This is a genomic window from Phocaeicola coprocola (assembly GCF_041333015.1).
Classification (GTDB): Bacteria; Bacteroidota; Bacteroidia; order Bacteroidales; family Bacteroidaceae; genus Phocaeicola; species Phocaeicola coprocola.
Map to the genome: position 1 here is coordinate 460,101 of NZ_JBGKGM010000004.1, position 21,357 is coordinate 481,457.

Here is a 21,357-nt window from a genome sequence, read left to right on the forward strand (position 1 = left end):
TATGGGTAAATTCACTTTTCATCTGATCAAAAAGCTGACAGGCATTGATATTGAACAATTACAAAACGACAACGAAGCTTTATTAATAAAGAATCAGCAACTTTCATTTGAAGTCAAAGATGCTAATAAAGAGGCAACTTATAAACGTACTCAGCTAACCGAAACACAGGAAGAGTTATCACTTGCACAAACTGAACTCACCCAATTACAAACCTCAATTGCAGAACATCAGAAAGAGATTTCACTTCTCCAAACTGAAATATCCAGACTTCAATCCGACAAAGCAACCGGATTGGAGAAAATGCAATATTCTGAACAGGAAATTGTTTCACGAGATAATGATATTCAACAATTAAAAAATCAGCTAGCCGATTCTGAAAGACAGAAAGAAGTTCTAGCTACTGATAAGAAAGAACTGGAAGCAAAACTGGCTGAATCAGATAAACAGAAAGAGACTATTGCTGCCGGTAAGAAAGAACTGGAAGAAAAACTGACTGAAGCAGAAAAACAGAAAGAAATTATCACTGCCAGCAAGAAAGAGCTGGAAGAAAAACTGACCGAAGCAGAAAAGCAGAAAGAAACCATCGCTGCCAGCAAGAAAGAGCTGGAAGAAAAACTGACTGAAGCAGAAAAGCTGAAAGAAACCATCACTGCCAGCAAGAAAGAACTAGAGGCCAAGCTGACTGAAGCGGAAAAACAGAAAGAGACTATTGCTGCCAGTAAGAAAGAACTGGAAGCAAGACTAACTGAAGCGGAAAAGCAAAAAGAAACTATTGCTGCCAGCAAGAAAGAGCTGGAAGAAAAACTGGCTGAAGTAGAAAAACAAAAAGAAATCCTCGAGGCTAATAAAAAGGAACTGGAAGAACAATCTGAAAAATCTTCACAAGATCTTGCAAAAAACTATACAGCCTTGCAAAGAGAACTTTCCGAAACTCAGGAAAAATTAGATGCTATCCAATCTGAGAATTCAACTTTGAAAGCCAACCTTTCAGAATTGCAGAAAAAGATGCATCTTTTACTAGAGGAAAAAGAGCAACTGATTCATGAAAAGGAACAGATGCAAACCGCTCAGCCAGAATCAGACAAGGAAGAACAACCTCTTCCTCAACCTGAGAATGAAAAAGTAACGGCCGAACCGGAAACTCCTCAAAAGGAAGAAGAGCAACAGCCTCATTCTTCGGATATACTGGAAGCTTATCAGGAAATGAAAGCACGGCTGGAAGAAAGTACCTTGCACTATCCATATACTCGAATCACTTCAGAAACAAACGGTTGTCAGTATATTTACGAATCACGTACGCTGCAATTAAAAGCAGAGTTGTTCATCTGGGGAGTAGAAGGGAAAGAAGTGGTGCTAGAAGAAAATCACTTTATCCCATACAACGAGATAGCAAAAATAGAAGGTCTGGAAACACCTTTCGCTACAGACGTCATGACATGCGATTTCTCGGAAGAAGGTAATGGAGAAGAAGTTGCAGAAGCATTGCTTATGGCTATTTGCTGCTATCACCCTATTCACATCACATATCGGGACAAAAACGGACGAATCTCAGAACGCAATTTATACTGGATTTGCTTCCAACCGCAAGGCATATCCAGTGTCAGACTGCCTTATGAAAAAATATTCCGTGATATGTTCGATGGTGAAATAGATACTGACCACATCATGGCCATGTGCGCACACACTCCCGTTCCACGGATATTTATTATCAACCAGATATTAAGCATTCAGATTTATGATGCTTTTGTCACGACACGCAAGGGAATTGATACACAAATAGACGGTATGTATTATGCCGTACTGGCTTCGCAGTCGGAAGCTGCCGATATGATTTATAAATGTCTGCCCGAACAGTTTAAGAAGCTGCCTGCCGTTATCAGTTACCGGGCACATTACTGGATGCTGGAAGGTAACTATCAGAAAGCGATGAAATTATATCTTTCGTTTGCTCCAGACACAGAAGTGGAAAAAGGCAAGACTTGGGCTGCTATGAACATCGCAAACTTCGATAAATTTATCGACAACGATGTGGAAGCCGAAAGATTTTTACAACTGAAAGAAGCGCTGAAAGAAGAAGGTTGGCCTATCTAATAGTCCAACTCCTCACAACCGAGCGTTATCTCTCCAAAGGGAATCATGGCGTTAAACAGACATATCCGGGAATACGAAGAAAGGTTTTCTACGGATATGTCTGTTTCTATTATCTGCTTTCTGTCAAGTAAAAACTGACGCTGCGTTCCTTTCAGCAACGGAAAAGAAGGAGTATGCCATTCTGTTCCGTTCCAAAGGGCGACATTGGCAATCGATGTATCGGTAATCCTGCCATTCTTCACAATCAGTATATCATCTTTCTCCCCACGCAAGGCAAAAAGTTTGTCCAGCATGCTACGGTCTGCACTTTTCAGTTCGTATGCGATGTCATCACAAGGTACCAGTTTCAAGCTAGAAACCTGCCTTATCGTATATGGAATATATACGACCTCCTCTATGTTCTCTCCATATACTACCCGGCAGCGTGTCCGTTCCTGCCAAGGTTCTGGCTTCAGAATATCCTCCAAAGAAAGTGCGGGACAATTGCCCCACACCCTTTTTCGGGTTGTATTCATACGGGCATTATGATAGGACAGATTCCACACCTTTCCACCTTCTATACGAATTGTTTCAATAAATCGGCACATATATTTTCTGTATCATTTCTTCATATTCACTTCGGGCCGTACTGCGGAATGTAATTCCTCCCCCACTTTTATACACGAATCCACCATCTGTGTGTTCCAGAAAACGGATCATGACAGCACTATCCAGATTCTTACCATCAAAATATCCCATGACTCCGGTATAAAAACCTCTGTCGTATGTTTCTGCCTCACGGATTATCTCCACCGTTTTCTTCTTGGGAGCACCGGTAATAGAACCGGCAGGAAGGAGTTCGAAGAACAACGACCCCAACTTTTCGTGATAGTTTTCAGGTAAACGCCCTCTGATTTCAGAACTCATCTGAAGCAACCTTCCACAATGAGTATGCAGTTCGTCCAGATAGCGGTAGCGCGTAACCGTCACTTCACTAGCCACCCGGCTCAAATCGTTTCGTATCAGATCTGTAATCGTAGCATGCTCTGCCGCTTCTTTTTCATCCCTCAGCAATACTTCCTTCGCATCGGGCAACGAAGCGTCAATTGTTCCTTTCATCGGGAACGAATAAATATAGCCCTCTTTTATACGGACAAAAGTTTCAGGTGAAAACACAACAAAGCGATCATCATACCAAAGCTTATATCGTGCCGTAGCGTGAAGAAATACTTGATATAAAGAAAGATTCGTTTCAACCGGAGTGGCACACGTTAAATTTGTCAGAAATGAATTTCCCGCATACAAATTACGATGTACAATATCAAATGAACGCAAGTATTCTTCATACGATTGCGGATAAGCTTTCCATAAAATATTTTCAGGTTTCAATTCTGATACAGAACATACATTCGCTACCTCAGGAAAAATAAAAGCCAGTTGCCCGGCAGGGATATCATCCAGTTTTGAGACCAGACATTCCGTTTCATCAAAATTAATCAGAAAGAAAAATCGGGTTCTTTCCTTTCCCAACCGGTTCATGCGGGCTATAGCCTCATTGCGGTTACAAAAAGTTAATTTGTTCATCGGGGAGAACGGGTTTTAAAAGACAAAATATAAATAGTAACACCAATAGTCACTACGGCCATTATTCCTTTGAGCCACCAATATGGAAATAAAAAAAGCACACAGTGAATAGCTGTAATCCAAAGTAATGAAACAGAGATAATTTTAGCCCGGAGCGGAATGGCTCTGTCCTCACGAAAACTGCGGATATACGGTCCCAAATACTTATGTTCCAGCAGCCAGGTGTATAAACGTGGCGAGCCTCTGAAAAACAATGCGGCAGAAAGCAGCAAGAAAGGCGTAGTAGGCAGTATTGGAAGAAATATTCCTATAACTCCCAGCACTAAAGATATGGAACCAATGGCAACATAAATATATTTCATTGTACAAATATACGGAGAATGCGGCATATTTCACTGAAAAGACGACTAAATACATCTATATTTTCATTTTGCTTCTTTTTATTCTATCTTTGCAGAGAGTAAAAAAACAAATTAATATGGAAATAACCAGTGCCGAATTTGTAGTCAGTAATTCAAGAGCAGACATGTGCCCTCAGACTAATCTGCCGGAATATGCCTTTATAGGACGCTCTAACGTAGGAAAGTCCAGCCTCATCAACATGCTGACCAAACAGCCAAAATTGGCTATGACATCTGCAACACCCGGAAAGACATTGCTCATCAACCATTTTTTAGTCAATAAGGAATGGTATTTGGTAGACCTCCCAGGATACGGCTACGCACAGCGGGGTAAAAAAATGATGGACAAGATACAAAAGCTTATAGAATATTATGTGCTTGAACGTGAACAGATGACCTGTCTGTTTGTACTGGTAGACAGCCGTCTGGAGCCTCAGAAAATCGATCTGGAATTTATGGAGTGGCTGGGTGAAAACGGTGTACCTTTTGCTATCATTTTTACTAAATCCGACAAACAAAGCAGTGGCAAAACCAAATTCAATGTCAACCGATATATGGAGGTTTTAAAAGAACAATGGGAAGAGCTTCCACCGTATTTCATATCTTCATCGGAAAAGAAAACCGGACGAAAAGAAATTCTGGATTATATAGAGTCTATTAATAATTCACTGCAAAAATAAGTTCCGAAAAACATACCTTCAGATAGTACTAAATTTGTCTGCATGTTTACAAAAAAAATTCTCGATGTTTTTTTAAAATTTGTACGAATTTTAGAAAAATATCGAGAATTTTTTTCTACTTTTCACCTTTTATTTGGCTAAGCATAAAGACAAAATTATCTCACTGATTTACAAGTATATATAGAAAGCTATGCCTCTATTTCACTCAATTCAAGCCAACGCATTGTTTTCTCGTCAAGTTCATCATTCAGCATCGGAAGACGTTTTGACTTTTCTGTCAGTTCCTCCACACTAAGTGAACCGCTGCATAAAGCCTCCTCCAGTTGTTTCTTTTCTGCTTCCAGATCGGCAATTTCTTTCTCCAGCTGTTCAAACTCTTTTCTTTCCTTAAAAGTCATTCTACGCTTGTCGTTCAAGCGCACACGCTGCGTCTTTTCTTCTTTCGGTTTTACAGCTTCTTTTTCGTGCTCAGCCTTAGCCAGTTTCCAGTCGCGATAGTCTGAATAGTTTCCCGGGAAATCACGTATATCTCCCTGTCCCTTAAATACTAACAGATGGTCTACAACCTTATCCATAAAATAGCGGTCGTGACTGACTACAATTACGCAGCCCTTAAAGCTTTGTAAATATTCCTCCAGCACCTGAAGCGTTACTATATCCAAGTCATTGGTAGGCTCGTCCAGCACCAGGAAATTAGGATTTTTCATCAGCACAGTACACAGATACAAACGGCGGCGTTCTCCTCCACTCAGTTTATAAACATAACTATGCTGCGTTTCGGGAGTAAACAGGAAATGCTGCAAGAACTGAGATGCCGTCAAACGCTTTCCGTTGCCTAGTTCGATAACCTCAGCAATATCTGTTATCACATCTATTACCTTCATCTGTTCATCAAACTGCAGTCCCTCCTGCGAATAATAACCAAAGCGGACGGTTTCACCAATATCGAGCGTACCACTGTCCGGCTTTTCCAGTCCCATCAGGATTTTTATAAAAGTAGATTTTCCTGTTCCGTTATTACCCACAATACCCATCTTCTCATAACGGGCAAAGATATACGAGAAATCGTCCAGAATCTTGATATCGCCAAAGCTCTTGCACAAATGGTCTGCTTCAAAAATCTTCGAACCAATGTACGAAGCTTTCACATCAAGCTTTACATTCGCATCATAAGAACGCTGTTTGGCTACCTTCTCCAGCTCATAAAAAGCTTCCTCACGATAGCGGGCCTTATGGCCACGTGCCTGAGGCATCCGGCGCATCCACTCCAGCTCGGTACGATACAGATTATTGGCACGTGCTATTTCGGCATTAGTAGCATCAATACGTTCCTGACGTTTTTCCAGATAATAACTGTAATTTCCCTTATATGAATAAATCTGCTTATTGTCTATTTCAATGATTTCCGAACAGACACGGTCGAGGAAATAACGGTCGTGTGTTACCATCAGCAAACTCAGGTTGGCACGATTCAGGTATTCCTCCAGCCACTCAGTCATATCCAGATCAAGATGGTTGGTCGGCTCGTCCAATATCAGCAAATCGGGTTCATTTATCAGCACATTTGCCAAAGCTACACGTTTCAGCTGCCCTCCGGAAAGATGTTTGATTTTCTGATCGAAATGACGGATTTTCAGCTGTGAGAGAATCTGCTTGGCACGGCGCTCATAGTCCCACGCCTTTTCATGCTCCATGCGGGCCAGCAAATCCTCCAATCCCGGATTGCCGGGAGTTTCCATGCACTTTTCGTATTCTTTTATCAGCTCTACCGTACTATTGCCATGATGAAAACAAGCCTCCAGAACAGTAAGTTCTTCGGGATAAGAAGGGCTCTGCTCCAGATATCCTACACGAAGATCACGACGAAACGTAATATTCCCTTCATCGTGCCCTTCCTTGCCTGCCAGAATATTCAACAATGTTGTTTTTCCACTTCCATTCTTAGCAATAAGTCCGATACGCTGTCCCTGTGCAATACCAAATGATATTTCATGAAACAACACCAAATCTCCAAACGACTTTGTCAGATTTTCGACTTGTAAATATGGAATCATTCTTTTTCTTCTAAAATATTAATTGTATAATTTAATTACCAAAGTACAGCTTCTACTTCAGAGCGAATCCGTTCATACTCAGCTTTCAGGTTGCACGGCTGACCATTTTTCACCTTATTCCAAATCAGTCGGGAAGGATACACCATCACATCAGTCTGGGCAAAACGCAAAGCCGGATACTCTTCTTTGCCGTCTATTACAGTTACCCAGTCCATTCCGTCCATTTCATTCACAAGAATAGCACCGAAAGCAAAACCGAAATTCTCCCACGCCGAGCGCTGATTTGCATTAAAGCGTCCGCTATCTATCACTTTCTGTATGCTTTCTATATCAGCCTCACTGGAAGTAAAATCTTTAGTCAGCTGTTTTTTTATGGTAGATACAGCCCAGTCGTATGCTTCATTGATCGCATTAATCTCGAGTACACGTACCGGAATAATTTCTTTCCATGGTTTATCCTTTGCACCACGTACATTCAGCGAAGCTATTATCTGCTCTGCGACTTTGATATTTTCTCCTTTAGGCACAGTAAACGAACATTCAATCGAAATATTTTCTTTACCCGTCACCCAAATGTGGGAAGTATACCACACACCGTTCTCCTGAAAACTTTCCGTCAGATATGCACAACTCCATTTGCCTACCTTGACCAATTTCACTCCACGGCTTTGCTGCATTTCATAATCAATACACTCTTGTGCATATGTATGACTTTCTCCCTGATAAGCTGATATACGGAAATTTCCCATCCATTTATCAGGATTATAAAACAAGAAGCTATCTTCTGTGTCTTCAAACTCACGCCAATCGGACGGATACTCCAATGAGAACCATGAACCGGGGGATATATATTTCATCATAACTGTTTGCTATTTTTACTGTACTACGTATAATTTTCGCTGTGAGGTTTTATCTCGGAATTACTTTACCGGCAGAATTTCAATCCAATAATCATCCGGATCATTGATAAAGTAAAGTCCCATTTTTTCATTTTCGAAACATACACAACCCATCTCTTTATGGAATTTGCGTACTTCATCGTAATCACCTTCTACACGCAGGCAAAGATGGCTTTCATTTTCTCCTAACTCATAAGCTTCTGTATGGTCGCGCAACCAAGTAAGCTCGAGCAAGAAGTTCGAATGGTCATCAGCCATGTACACTAAAATGAATGAACCGTCACTTGCTTCCTTACGATGTGATTCGTGTAATCCCAATGCTGTTTCATAAAACTTGATACTCTTTTCCAGATCAGTTACATTGATATTAAAATGGTCAAATCTTCCTTTTACTTGCATATTGTATATATTTTTTATTAAACTATAAATCTATTTCTCGCCCTCTCGAACGAAGCATAGGCATAGAAGCGCCGTTTTTCTGAGCTATCGGCAGGAAAGCTGCTGCCTTATCGTATGCTTCATCAAAATGCATCGGTACAAAGATAGACGTTTTTATCTGTTCTACAAACTGACGCGCACCACGCATATATTCTGTACCCAAACGAGGATCAACAGGAAACATCACGACATCCATATTGCGAGTATAACTACAGATACAATCCAGTTCAAAAAGATAATCCCGCTCATATCCTTTCCATTCAGCTTCACTGCTTTCATCCATCCAGTGCCAATTATTCAAGTCACCGGCATGAAATATTTTTTTGCCTTCCGCCTCAACAAGAAAAGATATACCCACATCTGTAGACCCGAAAGCATGCACCCGCAACACATCATCTGCATAGCAATCTCCCTTCTTCAACCATACAGCATCCGTTGAAAGAAGTTTCTCCTCATGCAAAATATCCTGCGAGAATATATACACTATATCAGGATGTTTTTCACGAAAGGTTAGTACCTCTTTATTAAAATGATCCGCATGACTGTGACTGGAAAGTACATATAATCTGCCGGGACGCTGCAACAATTCATTATGTACGATGCCACTTGACGGAGAGGCAGAATCTTCAAAGTAATCGAAAATAATGGTATATCCTTCACCTAATAAGGCAAATCCACTATGATATAAGTATATAAGCTTCATAAATATAAAGATTTACTTTCCGATAGGCTGTATATATGCACGGGTAGCCTTATCTATCTCCAAAAACATATAGTTTACCTTTCCCGAATGTATCAGTTCTTCATTTTCTTTATAGATACGGGTAGCATATTCCTTCGACTTGTCAAACATAAACCGGGAAATACTTTCCTGCGATTTTCCGGCTACAGTGGAATCCAGTTTTTCTTCCGGAAAGAAATCATCCAGGTTCACATCACCTATCATCGAAGTTTCCAGAAAATGAATATTTTTATGCATGCGATCAGTATAATATCCTACAAACATATGTCCGGGGACACGCACCAGTATCGGATTTATATTGATTGCTTTCAGTAAAGATGCAAAAAGCACACTGCCATCTACACAATTAATTTGCGCCGACTGCAAAGCATCATCAAAAGTGCGGACACGTTGAGTAAAAACAACATTCGAAGACAAACTACTGTTACTGATGGAGCTATATTTGAAGTTTCTTTTCTGCAAAACATACCACAATGCATATACCTGCTTGTCGACAACCTCTTCGCTCTTGCCTTGATACCCCCAAAAACGATTGACGATACGAGCGTTCAACGCTTCACGTAAAATCTGGTCTATTTTAGGATTATCTTCATTCACATAAGCGGCAAAAAAATCTCCTGTATCGTGAAATTTCATGCGGCTGTCTATATATCCCAATAGGCATTCATTTATGCTCCGCACCGAAAATGTGTGCACCCTGCTACCCAATTCGCGTTTATTCAGTTTTAAATGCACAGAAACACTGACTGGAACAGCCTGTTCGTTTTCACGCAAAGCGTTATAATTCCATACAATATCCGGGAAAACCAAATATTCCTTTCCCGATTCGGGTAAAATAAACTCAGATACGGAACGTGAAAAAAAAGGTGTTTCGTCGACCTCTATTCTTAGCTTGCTATTGGTATAAGCACTTTTCACACGAACAGCGATGCACGATTTGGGATTACCCAAATAATTGGTATCAGCCGGAAGAATGAGATTCGCATCGGTTGTTGCCGTTGACAAAATCGTTACAGGAAATATATTCCCTCCCAATTCGTCGGAAATCTCAAAACCAGAACGAAATGGTTCATACCGATAAATATATATTCCCGTAACCAATAATATCACTACCGCCAACAGATAGGTAGAAAATTTCCACTTGTTGCCAATATGAGAAAAGAATTTTACTCCAATCATATTACTATATTTAAAATAATGTCATCCAGGAGAAGCATCAGCAACATCCTGAATGACAATACATTCAATGTAAATACTCAGATTATCTGACAGCAATACATTCAATTTCCACTAAAGCTCCCTTCGGCAAAGCCTTTACAGCAACAGCAGAACGAGCAGGGAAATCACCGTCAAAATATTTAGCATATACTCCATTCATTTCTGCAAACAATGACATATCTGCCAAAAAAACAGTAGTCTTTACAATATTTGCAGTAGTCAAACCAGCTTCTGCTAAAATATTCTTAATATTCTCGAATGACTGAGCAGTCTGTTCTGCTACCCCACCAGGAGCAAATTCACCAGTTGCAGGATCAACAGGAAGCTGACCTGACAAGAATACCATACCGTTTGCCTCGATAGCCTGGCTATACGGACCGATAGCAACAGGAGCTTTTTCTGTAAAAATTACTTTCTTCATGTTGTTTTGTTTAGTTTTTAGTATAATAACTCAATGAATCAAATTCAACGCTAAAATAACACTTTTCTTACAAACTGAAGAAAAAAATAAAAAAAAAGGCAAGTCTATTGGATAATATCAGAAAAAGACGTAATTTTGTCAATGTAAAAACTTCTTTTTACTTACATCAAACTAAAAACAATCATTATAATCTGTAATTACTGATAGACGCATAGATAACGGCATATCCCGATTATTTGCCTGTGCGCAATCCTGCGTGCTGCGCTTTCAGATACTTACAAAATTCATTACAACATATTTATGTATAACATCATTCAACTAAATGACAAAGATTTGTCTGAATTGCAGCAGATTGCCAAAGAGTTGGGACTGAAAAAAACCAGTACGTTACGCAAGGAGGAACTGGTATACCGCATTCTGGACGAACAAGCTATCGTCGGTGCAACCAAAAAGGCGGCAGCTGCCAAAACAAACGAAGAACGCAAAGAAGGACAGCCGCGCAAACGCTCACGCATCAGCGTAAAAAAAGAAGGCGACAAAGTGTACACAGCAACTAAAGACAAAGCACAAAAACTAGAAGCAAACACTCCTCCTTTGCCTGCACCTGCTCCAATATTCAAAGACGAAATATCTCAACCCGCAGAAGTTCAAACAGAAACAACAAATGCTGATACTGTTGCAGAAAAGCCTAAAGCAAAACGTGGCCGTAAGCCCGGCAGCAAAAACAAGACGACATTAGAAAAAGAACAACTATCAGCTCCTAAAGAAACAGAAAAACAGACTCCGGCAGTTCCAGCTCCCGTTCCTGTACCTATGGAAAACGATGATATGGAACTTCCAGCATTAAATCTCACAGGTGGTGATGATTTTATTCCAATCGAAGATCTTCCTTCAGAAAAAATAGAACTTCCTACTGAATTGCTGGGTAAATTTGAAGCTACAAAAATGGATACAGCTGCACCTGTACCTGCCGAAAAACCTGAAAAGGAAAACAAGCCTAACAACAATAAGTATCAAGCCCGTCAGCAGCGTTATAACAACAATAACAACCGCAACAACAATAACAATCAGGCAGGACGTCAACAGCAACAACATCAAAATACCAATCATCCAGCTCCTCAGAATACAACCGCTAATCTTCCTGCTCCACAGTCAGTCGTAGCAGAACAGGTTGTCCAACAGCCAAAACCGGTTGAGAAGCCTTATGAATTTGATGATATTTTATCGGGAACCGGAGTGCTGGAAATCATGCCTGATGGATATGGCTTCCTCCGTTCTTCAGACTATAATTATCTTTCTTCTCCTGATGACGTTTATGTATCTCAGTCGCAAATCAAATTATTCGGACTGAAGACTGGTGACGTAGTAGAAGGTACGATCCGTCCACCCAAAGAAGGAGAAAAATATTTCCCTTTGGTCAAAGTTTCAAAAATAAACGGACTGGACCCCGGATTGGTACGTGACCGTGTTCCATTCGACCATCTGACTCCACTCTTCCCTGATGAGAAATTCAAACTTTGCAAAGGATATGATGACAATTTATCAGCCCGTGTAGTTGATCTTTTTGCTCCAATCGGAAAAGGACAGCGTGCACTTATCGTTGCACAACCTAAAACGGGTAAAACTATATTGATGAAAGATATAGCCAATGCAATAGCTGCCAATCATCCGGAAGTATACATGATTATGCTGCTCATCGATGAACGTCCGGAAGAAGTTACAGACATGGCTCGTAGCGTAAATGCAGAAGTTATAGCCTCAACATTCGACGAACCTGCAGAACGTCACGTAAAGATTGCTGGTATCGTACTGGAAAAAGCAAAACGCATGGTAGAATGCGGACATGACGTAGTTATTTTCCTGGACTCTATTACTCGTCTGGCTCGTGCCTACAATACAGTATCTCCTGCATCTGGTAAAGTTTTGTCGGGTGGTGTTGATGCAAATGCCCTTCATAAACCGAAACGTTTCTTCGGTGCTGCGCGCAATATCGAAGGTGGCGGTTCACTGACCATCATTGCTACTGCTCTGATTGATACCGGATCGAAGATGGATGAAGTAATTTTTGAAGAATTCAAGGGAACAGGTAATATGGAACTTCAGCTCGATCGCAATTTGAGCAACAAGCGTATTTTCCCAGCAGTCAACATCACAGCATCAAGTACACGCCGTGACGACTTATTGCTTGACAAGACAACATTAGACCGCATGTGGATTTTACGTAAATATCTTGCCGATATGAATCCAATAGAAGCTATGGATTTTGTAAAGGAACGTCTGGAAAGAGCCAAAGACAATGAAGAGTTTCTTATGAGCATGAATTCTTAACAAAACTGTTATATCAATAGTTCGTTAAAAATTCGCCAAGCCTAAGCGGCTCTGGCAGTAAATAAAATGAGTTCTTTGAAAAGTTTGTCAATAACTTGCGGGTCTGGGCTAATCCCAAACACGCAAATAAATCGTTCAAGCATATAAGCATTGTGTATGAAAGACTTGCAGGAGGATATGGAATAGGTTATTCCGAGCCTCTTACATGCCGCTTTGGCCAAGTTGACAGCAGCAAGCGATGCATTGAAGTGAAAATCCAATTTCCTGAAGTCGGTAGACTGGCAGCTGGTGATTCCTGCATGCTGCTTGCCATCTCTAAAGCAAAATTCCAGTTGGAACCTGGTTCTGTAATAATCCAGCACCTCACGTCCATCCATGGAATCGTCTGTAGAGAAGTAAAGCTGCCACTTGTCTGTCCTCCCGTCCATCGGATACCAGATGGCTAAGGAAACATACCTTTTGAGAGCTTTTGCATATACCCTCAATCCGTATAGCTTTCCCTTGTTCACCTCGTATTCCTTGCACCGGGTCAAATCCAGATTGGCAAAGTCAATCCTGCCGTCAAACCACTTGGGATGGCCACGTTTTCCTGTTTTCTGTTCCAATGTCGGATAGTACAGGATTACGTCATTCCGAAAGCGGCTGATGACATGGAAATCGTTCTCACACATAGGTGTTACGAAAGTTTCCTTGGAAAAGAATGCGTCTGCAACCACCGTTTTGGATATGCTTTGCAGCTTGTCTTTTCTGCTGATAAGATAGCAGCTGTACCAGTCAACAAGGTTCTTGTCCATATTATCCAAGGTCTTACAATCCGGCGTCTGAATGGAACCTAAAGTCATGCATTCATGGTTGTCGATGTCAATGACACCGATGCCCATGATTTCCAGTCCACGCTTGTATTCTCCTGCACAACCGGACCAGAAGTAACCTATCCAAGGTGTCTTCTTGCCTGATTTGGGAATATAGGAAGGATCGATGGCGATGGCTTTTCTTTTGCCTGTGAGATACTTGCTGATGATAGATCCGTTGAACGCAAACCAGTCGAAAGTTTCATGCTCAAAAAGGTTGCGATAAGTCTGTTCTGAGAAACAGCCATATCTGCCCAATTGAAGGAAATTTATACGATCCGGGATGGCCATGAATAATTTCATGGTGTCCATGAATGCTTTTTCAAAAGGTTTGTGTATATTCGCTACTGATTTGAGAGCCGACAGGCACTCGGATTGGTATTGCATAAGGAGTGTTTCTTTAGTCATAATCAGAAGAGTTCAGAGACTTCTAATTTACTAAGAAATAACGAATTATGCAATACTTTCCTCCTTTATTATCAGCAGGTTAGCTCTCTTTTTTCAGCACATTTCTTCATGCTTAACCATTCGTTTTTGACAACATTTCAATGACCTCTTTAGTGTTTCCGAACCAGCTTTTGCCGGTTCTGTTGTTTAACTTTTAATCTTTCGGTAAAAATTTACCGAAGTATTGTTATATAGAAACGTTCAGGGCTGTATCGAATGATACAGCCCTTTTTTCATCACTAAAACCAGAAAAAACGACATACTTTATCTAACAGTAAATATAGAGATTCCATAAGATTTTTATATATTTGTAGTAACAGCATCCACGCAATTGTTCATATAAAATCTTAAAACTCCTCATGTTATGAAAAGGTTGTTTTTATTCATAGCTTTATTTGCCACGGTGTGGGAAATGAAAGCACAAAGTATCGGTGCCCCGTTTAGATGGGAAACTACATTGGGATTGAATGTTTCTGATCTTGGAGGTTTAGGTTCTCGTACAGGATTTCATATCGGAGCAAGATTTGAGATTCCCATTTTCGCAATGAATGAAAAGACATATATAAATGCAGGAACAATTTTGTCTTTAAAAGGCTGTTCTCAAGATCATAGAATTTTGGGAAGTATAAAAACAAATCCTTATTATTTGGATATCCCTATTCATTTCGGCTATAGACATTCCATCACGAGAAAAGTTTCAGTATTCGCCGAAGCCGGTCCATACTTCAGTATTGGCCTATTCGGCAAACACAAGATAGAACAAATATCAGCTACAGCAGATGGAGGCAGTGACCCCAATATCGTAAAAGAAGACTATACAGAGAATGTATTCGGCAGTAATGGACTAAAACGCTTCGACTTTGGATTAGGATTCAGAATAGGAGCAGAACTACAAAAAAGATATTCTGTATCTTTAGGATATGACTGGGGATTAATAGACGAATATACCTCCGATACAGATAAAAATAATACAAGCATTTATGAAACACCTACTTTAAGAAATAGAAATCTAACAATTTCCTTAAGCTATAAATTCTAATAAAATATCAGCCCCAAAAACTCTGGAATCGGAACATATTAAAAATGCCCCCAAAAGTTAAACTTTTGGGGGCATTTTCTTTAGAAATTAATCGTCTATATCTACAACTTGATATTTACTGTCAAAGGTTATTTCCCAGCGAGTAGAAAGCTTCACTTCATATCCTTTATCTTTTCGCTCTATCTGTATTATTTTTCCATCCGGATAGTTATTTTTCAAGAAAGTCCGGATAGGTTCTGGAACAATGGCAGAAGGAACTTCTGATTTCGTACATTTAACTTCGGTCCAATCACCTGACTTGTTAAACTCCAATTTTTCTCCATTAGTAAAAATTACGTCATAACTTTTATTTAAAAGACCTGACTCCATCTTAGCCAAAGCGATTTTATGGTTTTTAAAATAAGTGGTTATTAAAGTCTGTGCTTTCGTCGGTAATTGTCCTACATGAATTGGCTTATCGTTGTCTGCCCACAACATTGTCTGTATAGAAAAAAGACATACAAGTAAAAAAACTAACTTTTTCATATCGATCTGCTTTTTAGTGTTATTTTATCAAATTCTCATTATCGTATTGCAAAGATGCAAAAGGAATCTGAAAAGAAATTGAAATCAAAAAGGATATTTCTCTTTTTATTCTGAATTCTGCTTACTTATCGTAAAGATATGTCTGTTTTCTACATAAGTATAATCAATCTTCAAATGATTCGCTTTACAGATAGAATCCACTAAAGCCAGTCCAAGCCCTGTTGATCCTTCTTTTTTCTGACCTTGATAAAAGCGCTCAAAAATACGCTCCCTATCCAATGGCTTTTCTCCAGTATTGCTTATTTCAAAAGTATTTGCAGTGATTTTTATATATATAAACCCACCATCTATATTATGTACAAAAGAATTTTTCAGCAGATTTGTCACTAATACAGAAACCAATGAATCATTCATCTCAACACAAAATGAAGAGTCTGTTGTTACTGTAACCGTAATGTTACGATAAGCATATACCTCCTTATAGTCGTCCAAATAATGAGCAAGAATATCATTCAGACAAACAGAACGTGTATCTGCAAACTGCCCGTTCTCTATTTTACACAGCAGTAACAAAGAACGATTCATACGAGTCAGATTTTCCAGTGTCTGATGAGTCTTTATCAATTCATTCAGTTGATGTTCAGTCAAAGTCTCATCCTCCATCAGCATTTCCAATCGATTACGACAAATGGCAAGAGGAGTCTGCATCTCGTGGGAAGCGTTACCTATAAATGTCTTTTGCTGCTCAAAAAGTTTCTCACCTCGCTCGGCAAATGCCATGGTTGCCGCATTCAGCTTACGAAACTCCGTAATTTTAGTAGTATTCTCCAATGGCTCATTTTTCTTTCCCAGCTGACTAGTATCCAGCCATTTGAGCAATACGTACAATGGCTTCATATTTTTACGGAATACCCATATATTAATTGATAGAATAATCAGCAACAACAAAACATATAAAAAGATAATCCAGCCTAAGATAGCTCTAAGCAAATCAAGCTTTTCAATAGTTGGCGTATAAACGACCAACTCCATATAGCGTTCATCTTCCGTTCGGAAAATTGTTATCAAAACGCGAGCCGGCTCTGTTTCACTCTTTTCTGTGATAAATACCATCTCATCACGATACGTAATCTGAGGATGAGAAGCTGCATATGATTCGCTCACTTCATATAAATAATATTGATTATTCGAACCGTTACTGGCTGTTGGCATATCCTCTCCAGACAGAGCACGAATTATAAGTCCTTCCGAATAATCTTCAAGCGTATCATCTACCTCATCGTTCACTTCCTCTACGACTGCCATATAAAAAAATCCAGCCCATACCGTCAGAACAACGATCAATGCTAAAGAGATACGCCACAGAACTAAATGAAAGAGTTTCATTCTACAACAAATTTATATCCAAAACCATAAACTGATTTCAACTCGGGAGTAGCTCCTGCATCTTTCAAACGTTTACGAAGATTTTTTATCTGAGCATATATAAAATCAAAATTATCAACCTGATCGATATGATCTCCCCACACAGATTCGGCCAGCGTATTTTTATTTACCAACCTGCCAGGACGCGACATAAAATAATTCAATATATCATACTCTTTCCGGTTTAGTTCAATTTCTTTTCCTTGAACCATAACACGAAAATCATCAGGGAAAAGTTCAACATTTCCTACTTGTAATTTGCGTTCCCCTTCACGTAACTTACGACGGAGCAAACTCTTAATACGTGCATGAAGTTCTGCCAGATGGAATGGTTTGGGCAAATAATCATCTGCACCTAAATCCAGACCATTTACCTTATCCTCTAAAGAGTCTTTAGCTGAAAGAATGATAACGTTTGTATGTTTTCCTAGTGCATGAAGTTCTGCCAACAAATCAAGTCCGTTTCCATCCGGAAGCATTATATCAAGCAAAATACAATCGTAGTCATAATCCTCAATTTTCTGTAATGCAGTACGGTAATCAGGAGCTTGGGATACCACATATCTTTCTTTCTCAAGAGAATGAGTTGTTATTTCTCTTAAATCGTTATCGTCTTCTACTATTAATATTTTCATAAATAATTAGTTTTTACGGCAAAAATAAGACTTTAAGAGATATATGCAAGTAAATCATTTACCTAAATCTGAAAATATCGACAAATAAAAAAGCATGTCTTCATCCCATAAAAAAACAGAATAAAAACATGCTTCCTCTATAAGAGATATAATTTACTCTACTTCCAATCTGGCTATAGAATGCAATTCTTTTGCATCGTCAGGAGTCGGCTCATTCATATTTTCAAAACTTAGAATTCTCTCTCCGTAATATGCCTCATTAATCTTCAATTTAATGCCTTTTGCCTCTTCAAGCGGAAGAGTATTCAAGTTATAGCATACAACTCCAACACTAGGATTGAAAACATCTAATGTATCACCATAGGTATTATAGCGATATTCTAAATGTATGTATCCGTCATCTGCAATATCCGGCTCTCCTGCTTTCTTTACCAAACTAACTCGATGTTTATGAGTAGTAGGTAACTTTTGGTTAAAAATAACATTCAGATAACCTCCTGCAATCCACATATTTTCCAAATAAGCCGGATGATCTGCAAATTCTTCTTCATTCTCATCTGTTAATTCCTCAACAGATTTTGTTAGAAATGGATATATCCGTTCAGGTTTTATACCGACATCATAACCATAATAGTTATCGAACAACGGATTAAAAACAAGAAAAGCACGCTGTCCTTCTACAAGAGAATAGTTCCAGACAGCATTAGCAGCAGGATACATTGTTCCCCAAGTGTCACCTGTGAAACTGTATACTCCTTCTCCTTCAACCCGTATAGTTACCCAGTCATTAGCTATATCACCAATGGAATATCCTTCATCGTCATCACAGGATTGTAGCAATCCGGCAAAAACAAAGAATGCAGCTATCCAATATTTTTTCAATTTCTTCATAGATAAATCTTTTTGTTTCTATTATTAGAAATTAAAAAACACGAGAATACTGCATGTATTAATAAAAATTAAGAGGCTGTGAAAAATTCCACAGCCTCTCATATTAAGAAATAAAATAAGTCATTTTATTCATTGAACCAACGAACATAGCAGAAGTCCTGACGATATGGCAATTCTGGATGTTTAGGGAACATACGGTAAGCAACTTTAAAGCTTCCTGCATTAGACAAGCTATGAGTTACCTGGAACGTATATAAATCACCTTCACGTTTAACCATTTCCATAGGAGCAACGCAATAAATGTATTCTTTTCCTTCTACATTTGTATAAGTTACTACCATTTCAATGCCGATAGCATCGTTCAGTCCCTTTTCGTCAACTACGCATGTAATAGTGTAATCTTTACCGCTTTCTACATTACCTTGACGAAGTTCTGCACACTTATCCATTGATACGATCTGGATAGAATCCCATTTTTCAGCTACTTCTTCTTTCCATTTAGCTATTTCCTTAACCTTAGCATAGTTATTTTCAGCTAAAGCATGGAAACGCTTAGCTTCTTTACCATAGAACTTGCTGAAATAGTCATCCAACTGACGCTTCATTGTATAGTGAGGAGCAATCTGTGCGATAGAGTTCTTGATAGTCTTAACCCAACCTTCAGAATATCCCTTCTTGTTACGAGCATAATACAATGGCAGGATTTCTGTTTCAAGGATACTATAGATAGTTGCAGCATCCAACTTATCTTGATATTCCTGATTCTGATAAGTACGTTTTTCAGTCAAAGCCCAACCAGCACCTTCACGATAGCCTTCAAGCCACCATCCATCAAGAACAGAGAAGTTTACTACACCATTCATCAAAGCCTTTTCACCAGAAGTACCAGATGCTTCCAATGGACGAGTCGGAGTATTCATCCAAATATCAACACCAGAAACAAGGCGACGTGCCAGCTTCATATCATAATTTTCGAGGAAGATAATCTTACCCAAGAATTCAGGACGCTGAGAAATTTCTACAATTTTCTTAATCAATCCTTGTCCTGCGCCATCGTGCGGGTGAGCTTTTCCTGCAAACAGGAACTGTACTGGATAGTCAGGATTATTGACAATCTTAGACAAACGATCCAAATCAGTAAACAGCAAATGTGCACGTTTATAAGTTGCGAAACGACGAGCAAAACCGATCAACAATGCATTCGGATTAATCTTATCCATCAATGATACAACACGAGAAGGATCACCCTGGTTCTTCAACCATGTATCACGGAACTGATTACGAATATAATTGATCAGTTTATTCTTCAGTGCTATACGAGTTTTCCAAACCTCTTCATCAGGTACACTGTAGATTTTCTCCCAGATTTGCGGATTTGACTGATCCTTCAAGAAGTTTTTATCAAAATATTTAGCATACAACTGTTTCCATTCAGAAGCGCACCAAGTTGGGAAGTGAACACCATTAGTTACATAACCAACATGATTTTCTTCTGGGAAATAGCCTTTCCAAATACCAGAGAACATTTCCTGAGAAACTTTTCCGTGCAACCAGCTTACACCGTTTACTTCCTGGCAAGTATTACATGCAAATGTAGACATGCAGAAGCGTTCATTGTGATCACCCGGATTAATACGTCCCAAGTCCATCAAGTCATCCCAAGAGATACCCATACGTTGAGGGTAACCTCCCATATATTTACCAAACAGACCTTCATCGAAATAGTCGTGACCTGCAGGAACCGGAGTATGAACTGTATACAAAGAAGATGCACGAACAACTTCCAGTGCTTCATTGAATGACATTCCGCCTTCTACATAATCACACAAACGCTGAACATTACACAAAGCAGCATGTCCTTCATTGCAATGATATACATCCTTTTTGATATCCAGCTTCTTCAACAGCAAAACGCCACCGATACCTAACAAGATTTCTTGCTTCAAACGGTTTTCCCAGTCCCCACCATAAAGCTGATAAGTAATAGGACGGTCAAATTCACTATTCATTTCATTATCTGTATCCAACAAATACAGAGGAACACGACCGACATTTACTCTCCATACATAAGCGTGTACATAATAGTTCAGGTATGGAACATCAAGTACCATAGGATGACCATCTTCATCTGTTACACGTTCCAATGGCAAGCTACCAAAGTTTTGTGCTTCATAATTAGCGATCTGCTGACCATCCATAGACAAACTCTGGCTAAAATAGCCATAACGATACAAGAATCCGATACCGCACATGTCTACGTTACTATCTGATGCTTCTTTCAGATAATCACCAGCCAAGATACCCAAACCTCCGGAATAGATCTTCAATACGTGAGTCAGACCATATTCCATACAGAAATAAGCTACAGAAGGACGAGAAGAATCTGGCTTCTCGTTCATGTATGCTTCAAACTTACTATAAATATCATTAATTTTCTTCAGGACATTGCTATCTGCAGACAAAGCCTCCAATTTTTCGTAGCTTAAACGTTCCAGTAAAGCGACCGGGTTCTGTCCAACAACCTGCCATAATTCAGGATCCAGTTCTCTGAACATTTCAGTTGCCTCATCATTCCATGCCCACCAAATATTACGAGCCATTTTTCCCAGCATTTTCAATGGCTCGGGAATACGAGATTTTACATTTACTTCTCTCCACACCGGAGCGTTAGCATAATTCGTTTTGACTTTCATATTGTTTAAAATTAG

The 21,357-nt window shown here is 39.4% G+C and carries 19 protein-coding genes; 4 read left to right on the plus strand and 15 right to left on the minus strand.

All coding sequences use genetic code 11. The features are described 5' to 3' along the window. Position 1: 1 nt before the first annotated feature. Positions 2–2,092, plus strand: a complete 2,091-nt coding sequence (locus ACDG22_RS12645) for a coiled-coil domain-containing protein (protein WP_270230727.1) — start codon at positions 2–4, stop codon at positions 2,090–2,092. Here the strand turns inward: ACDG22_RS12645 and ACDG22_RS12650 are convergent. The 3 genes from ACDG22_RS12650 to ACDG22_RS12660 are packed head-to-tail and all read right to left on the minus strand — an operon-like array spanning position 2,089 to position 4,017. After that, the gene (locus ACDG22_RS12650) at positions 2,089–2,679 is read right to left on the minus strand and encodes an aminotransferase class IV family protein (protein ID WP_270230728.1); all 591 of its coding nucleotides are present in this window, start codon (positions 2,677–2,679) and stop codon (positions 2,089–2,091) included. The genes ACDG22_RS12645 and ACDG22_RS12650 overlap by 4 nt on opposite strands. Continuing rightward, positions 2,663–3,655, minus strand: coding sequence for an aminodeoxychorismate synthase component I (locus ACDG22_RS12655; protein WP_007570502.1), 993 nt, complete (start codon positions 3,653–3,655; stop codon positions 2,663–2,665). Before ACDG22_RS12655 ends, ACDG22_RS12650 begins: the two co-directional genes overlap by 17 nt. Then, on the minus strand, positions 3,652–4,017 hold the full coding sequence (locus ACDG22_RS12660; RefSeq protein ID WP_007570500.1) for a YbaN family protein: 366 nt from the start codon (positions 4,015–4,017) through the stop codon (positions 3,652–3,654). Before ACDG22_RS12660 ends, ACDG22_RS12655 begins: the two co-directional genes overlap by 4 nt. A gap of 116 nt (positions 4,018–4,133) precedes the next feature. Here ACDG22_RS12660 and yihA point away from each other — a divergent pair, with 116 nt between their 5' ends. Continuing rightward, positions 4,134–4,736, plus strand: coding sequence for a ribosome biogenesis GTP-binding protein YihA/YsxC (gene yihA / locus ACDG22_RS12665; RefSeq protein ID WP_022125826.1), 603 nt, complete (start codon positions 4,134–4,136; stop codon positions 4,734–4,736). 188 nt (positions 4,737–4,924) lie between these two features. Here yihA and abc-f read toward each other — a convergent pair whose 3' ends face one another. The 6 genes from abc-f to ACDG22_RS12695 form a co-directional block, all read right to left on the minus strand. Then, on the minus strand, positions 4,925–6,790 hold the full coding sequence (abc-f, locus tag ACDG22_RS12670) for a ribosomal protection-like ABC-F family protein (RefSeq protein WP_270230729.1): 1,866 nt from the start codon (positions 6,788–6,790) through the stop codon (positions 4,925–4,927). A 35-nt stretch (positions 6,791–6,825) separates the two neighbouring features. Beyond that, positions 6,826–7,647 (minus strand): DUF3805 domain-containing protein, encoded by an 822-nt coding sequence (locus ACDG22_RS12675; protein ID WP_040312136.1) that lies wholly within the window; start codon positions 7,645–7,647, stop codon positions 6,826–6,828. Positions 7,648–7,710: 63 nt separating this feature from the next. Beyond that, positions 7,711–8,088: a VOC family protein gene (locus ACDG22_RS12680; RefSeq protein WP_007570492.1), complete on the minus strand. Its 378-nt coding sequence runs from the start codon at positions 8,086–8,088 to the stop codon at positions 7,711–7,713. 22 nt (positions 8,089–8,110) lie between these two features. Then, a complete protein-coding gene (locus ACDG22_RS12685; protein ID WP_270230730.1) occupies positions 8,111–8,830 on the minus strand; it encodes an MBL fold metallo-hydrolase in 720 nt (239 codons plus the stop codon). A 12-nt stretch (positions 8,831–8,842) separates the two neighbouring features. Beyond that, positions 8,843–10,048, minus strand: coding sequence for a hypothetical protein (locus ACDG22_RS12690; RefSeq protein ID WP_007570488.1), 1,206 nt, complete (start codon positions 10,046–10,048; stop codon positions 8,843–8,845). Positions 10,049–10,130: 82 nt separating this feature from the next. Further along, a complete protein-coding gene (locus tag ACDG22_RS12695) occupies positions 10,131–10,508 on the minus strand; it encodes a RidA family protein (protein WP_007570487.1) in 378 nt (125 codons plus the stop codon). A gap of 300 nt (positions 10,509–10,808) precedes the next feature. Between ACDG22_RS12695 and rho the strand changes: the two genes are divergently transcribed. Next, entirely contained in the window at positions 10,809–12,836 is a 2,028-nt protein-coding gene (gene rho / locus ACDG22_RS12700; protein ID WP_007570486.1) for a transcription termination factor Rho, read from the plus strand. Positions 12,837–12,877: 41 nt separating this feature from the next. Here the strand turns inward: rho and ACDG22_RS12705 are convergent, their stop codons facing one another. Next, entirely contained in the window at positions 12,878–14,095 is a 1,218-nt protein-coding gene (locus ACDG22_RS12705) for a transposase (RefSeq protein ID WP_007566665.1), read from the minus strand. 403 nt (positions 14,096–14,498) lie between these two features. Between ACDG22_RS12705 and ACDG22_RS12710 the strand changes: the two genes are divergently transcribed. Beyond that, entirely contained in the window at positions 14,499–15,173 is a 675-nt protein-coding gene (locus ACDG22_RS12710) for a porin family protein (protein WP_007571561.1), read from the plus strand. 87 nt (positions 15,174–15,260) lie between these two features. Here ACDG22_RS12710 and ACDG22_RS12715 read toward each other — a convergent pair whose 3' ends face one another. The 5 genes from ACDG22_RS12715 to glgP all read right to left on the minus strand — a co-directional run bounded on the left by ACDG22_RS12715 (position 15,261) and on the right by glgP (position 21,342). Continuing rightward, the gene (locus tag ACDG22_RS12715) at positions 15,261–15,698 is read right to left on the minus strand and encodes a PepSY-like domain-containing protein (RefSeq protein WP_007571563.1); all 438 of its coding nucleotides are present in this window, start codon (positions 15,696–15,698) and stop codon (positions 15,261–15,263) included. Between the two features lie 105 nt (positions 15,699–15,803). Continuing rightward, on the minus strand, positions 15,804–17,084 hold the full coding sequence (locus ACDG22_RS12720; protein WP_270230914.1) for a sensor histidine kinase: 1,281 nt from the start codon (positions 17,082–17,084) through the stop codon (positions 15,804–15,806). Continuing rightward, the gene (locus tag ACDG22_RS12725) at positions 17,081–17,758 is read right to left on the minus strand and encodes a response regulator transcription factor (RefSeq protein ID WP_270212962.1); all 678 of its coding nucleotides are present in this window, start codon (positions 17,756–17,758) and stop codon (positions 17,081–17,083) included. Before ACDG22_RS12725 ends, ACDG22_RS12720 begins: the two co-directional genes overlap by 4 nt. Positions 17,759–17,911: 153 nt before the next feature. Next, positions 17,912–18,649: a NigD1/NigD2 family lipoprotein gene (locus tag ACDG22_RS12730; RefSeq protein WP_007571569.1), complete on the minus strand. Its 738-nt coding sequence runs from the start codon at positions 18,647–18,649 to the stop codon at positions 17,912–17,914. A gap of 125 nt (positions 18,650–18,774) precedes the next feature. Then, the gene (gene glgP, locus ACDG22_RS12735; protein WP_270230913.1) at positions 18,775–21,342 is read right to left on the minus strand and encodes an alpha-glucan family phosphorylase; all 2,568 of its coding nucleotides are present in this window, start codon (positions 21,340–21,342) and stop codon (positions 18,775–18,777) included. Between the last annotated feature and the right edge of the window lie 15 nt (positions 21,343–21,357).

Excerpts from the sequence above, each read along its gene's own strand:
- ACDG22_RS12645 (WP_270230727.1), top strand. The coding sequence starts at position 2 with ATGGGTAAATTCACTTTTCATCTGATCAAAAAGCTGACAGGCATTGAT.
- ACDG22_RS12650 (WP_270230728.1), bottom strand. The coding sequence starts at position 2,679 with ATGTGCCGATTTATTGAAACAATTCGTATAGAAGGTGGAAAGGTGTGG.
- ACDG22_RS12655 (WP_007570502.1), bottom strand. The coding sequence starts at position 3,655 with ATGAACAAATTAACTTTTTGTAACCGCAATGAGGCTATAGCCCGCATG.
- ACDG22_RS12660 (WP_007570500.1), bottom strand. The coding sequence starts at position 4,017 with ATGAAATATATTTATGTTGCCATTGGTTCCATATCTTTAGTGCTGGGA.
- yihA (WP_022125826.1), top strand. The coding sequence starts at position 4,134 with ATGGAAATAACCAGTGCCGAATTTGTAGTCAGTAATTCAAGAGCAGAC.
- abc-f (WP_270230729.1), bottom strand. The coding sequence starts at position 6,790 with ATGATTCCATATTTACAAGTCGAAAATCTGACAAAGTCGTTTGGAGAT.
- ACDG22_RS12675 (WP_040312136.1), bottom strand. The coding sequence starts at position 7,647 with ATGAAATATATATCCCCCGGTTCATGGTTCTCATTGGAGTATCCGTCC.
- ACDG22_RS12680 (WP_007570492.1), bottom strand. The coding sequence starts at position 8,088 with ATGCAAGTAAAAGGAAGATTTGACCATTTTAATATCAATGTAACTGAT.
- ACDG22_RS12685 (WP_270230730.1), bottom strand. The coding sequence starts at position 8,830 with ATGAAGCTTATATACTTATATCATAGTGGATTTGCCTTATTAGGTGAA.
- ACDG22_RS12690 (WP_007570488.1), bottom strand. The coding sequence starts at position 10,048 with ATGATTGGAGTAAAATTCTTTTCTCATATTGGCAACAAGTGGAAATTT.
- ACDG22_RS12695 (WP_007570487.1), bottom strand. The coding sequence starts at position 10,508 with ATGAAGAAAGTAATTTTTACAGAAAAAGCTCCTGTTGCTATCGGTCCG.
- rho (WP_007570486.1), top strand. The coding sequence starts at position 10,809 with ATGTATAACATCATTCAACTAAATGACAAAGATTTGTCTGAATTGCAG.
- ACDG22_RS12705 (WP_007566665.1), bottom strand. The coding sequence starts at position 14,095 with ATGACTAAAGAAACACTCCTTATGCAATACCAATCCGAGTGCCTGTCG.
- ACDG22_RS12710 (WP_007571561.1), top strand. The coding sequence starts at position 14,499 with ATGAAAAGGTTGTTTTTATTCATAGCTTTATTTGCCACGGTGTGGGAA.
- ACDG22_RS12715 (WP_007571563.1), bottom strand. The coding sequence starts at position 15,698 with ATGAAAAAGTTAGTTTTTTTACTTGTATGTCTTTTTTCTATACAGACA.
- ACDG22_RS12720 (WP_270230914.1), bottom strand. The coding sequence starts at position 17,084 with ATGAAACTCTTTCATTTAGTTCTGTGGCGTATCTCTTTAGCATTGATC.
- ACDG22_RS12725 (WP_270212962.1), bottom strand. The coding sequence starts at position 17,758 with ATGAAAATATTAATAGTAGAAGACGATAACGATTTAAGAGAAATAACA.
- ACDG22_RS12730 (WP_007571569.1), bottom strand. The coding sequence starts at position 18,649 with ATGAAGAAATTGAAAAAATATTGGATAGCTGCATTCTTTGTTTTTGCC.
- glgP (WP_270230913.1), bottom strand. The coding sequence starts at position 21,342 with ATGAAAGTCAAAACGAATTATGCTAACGCTCCGGTGTGGAGAGAAGTA.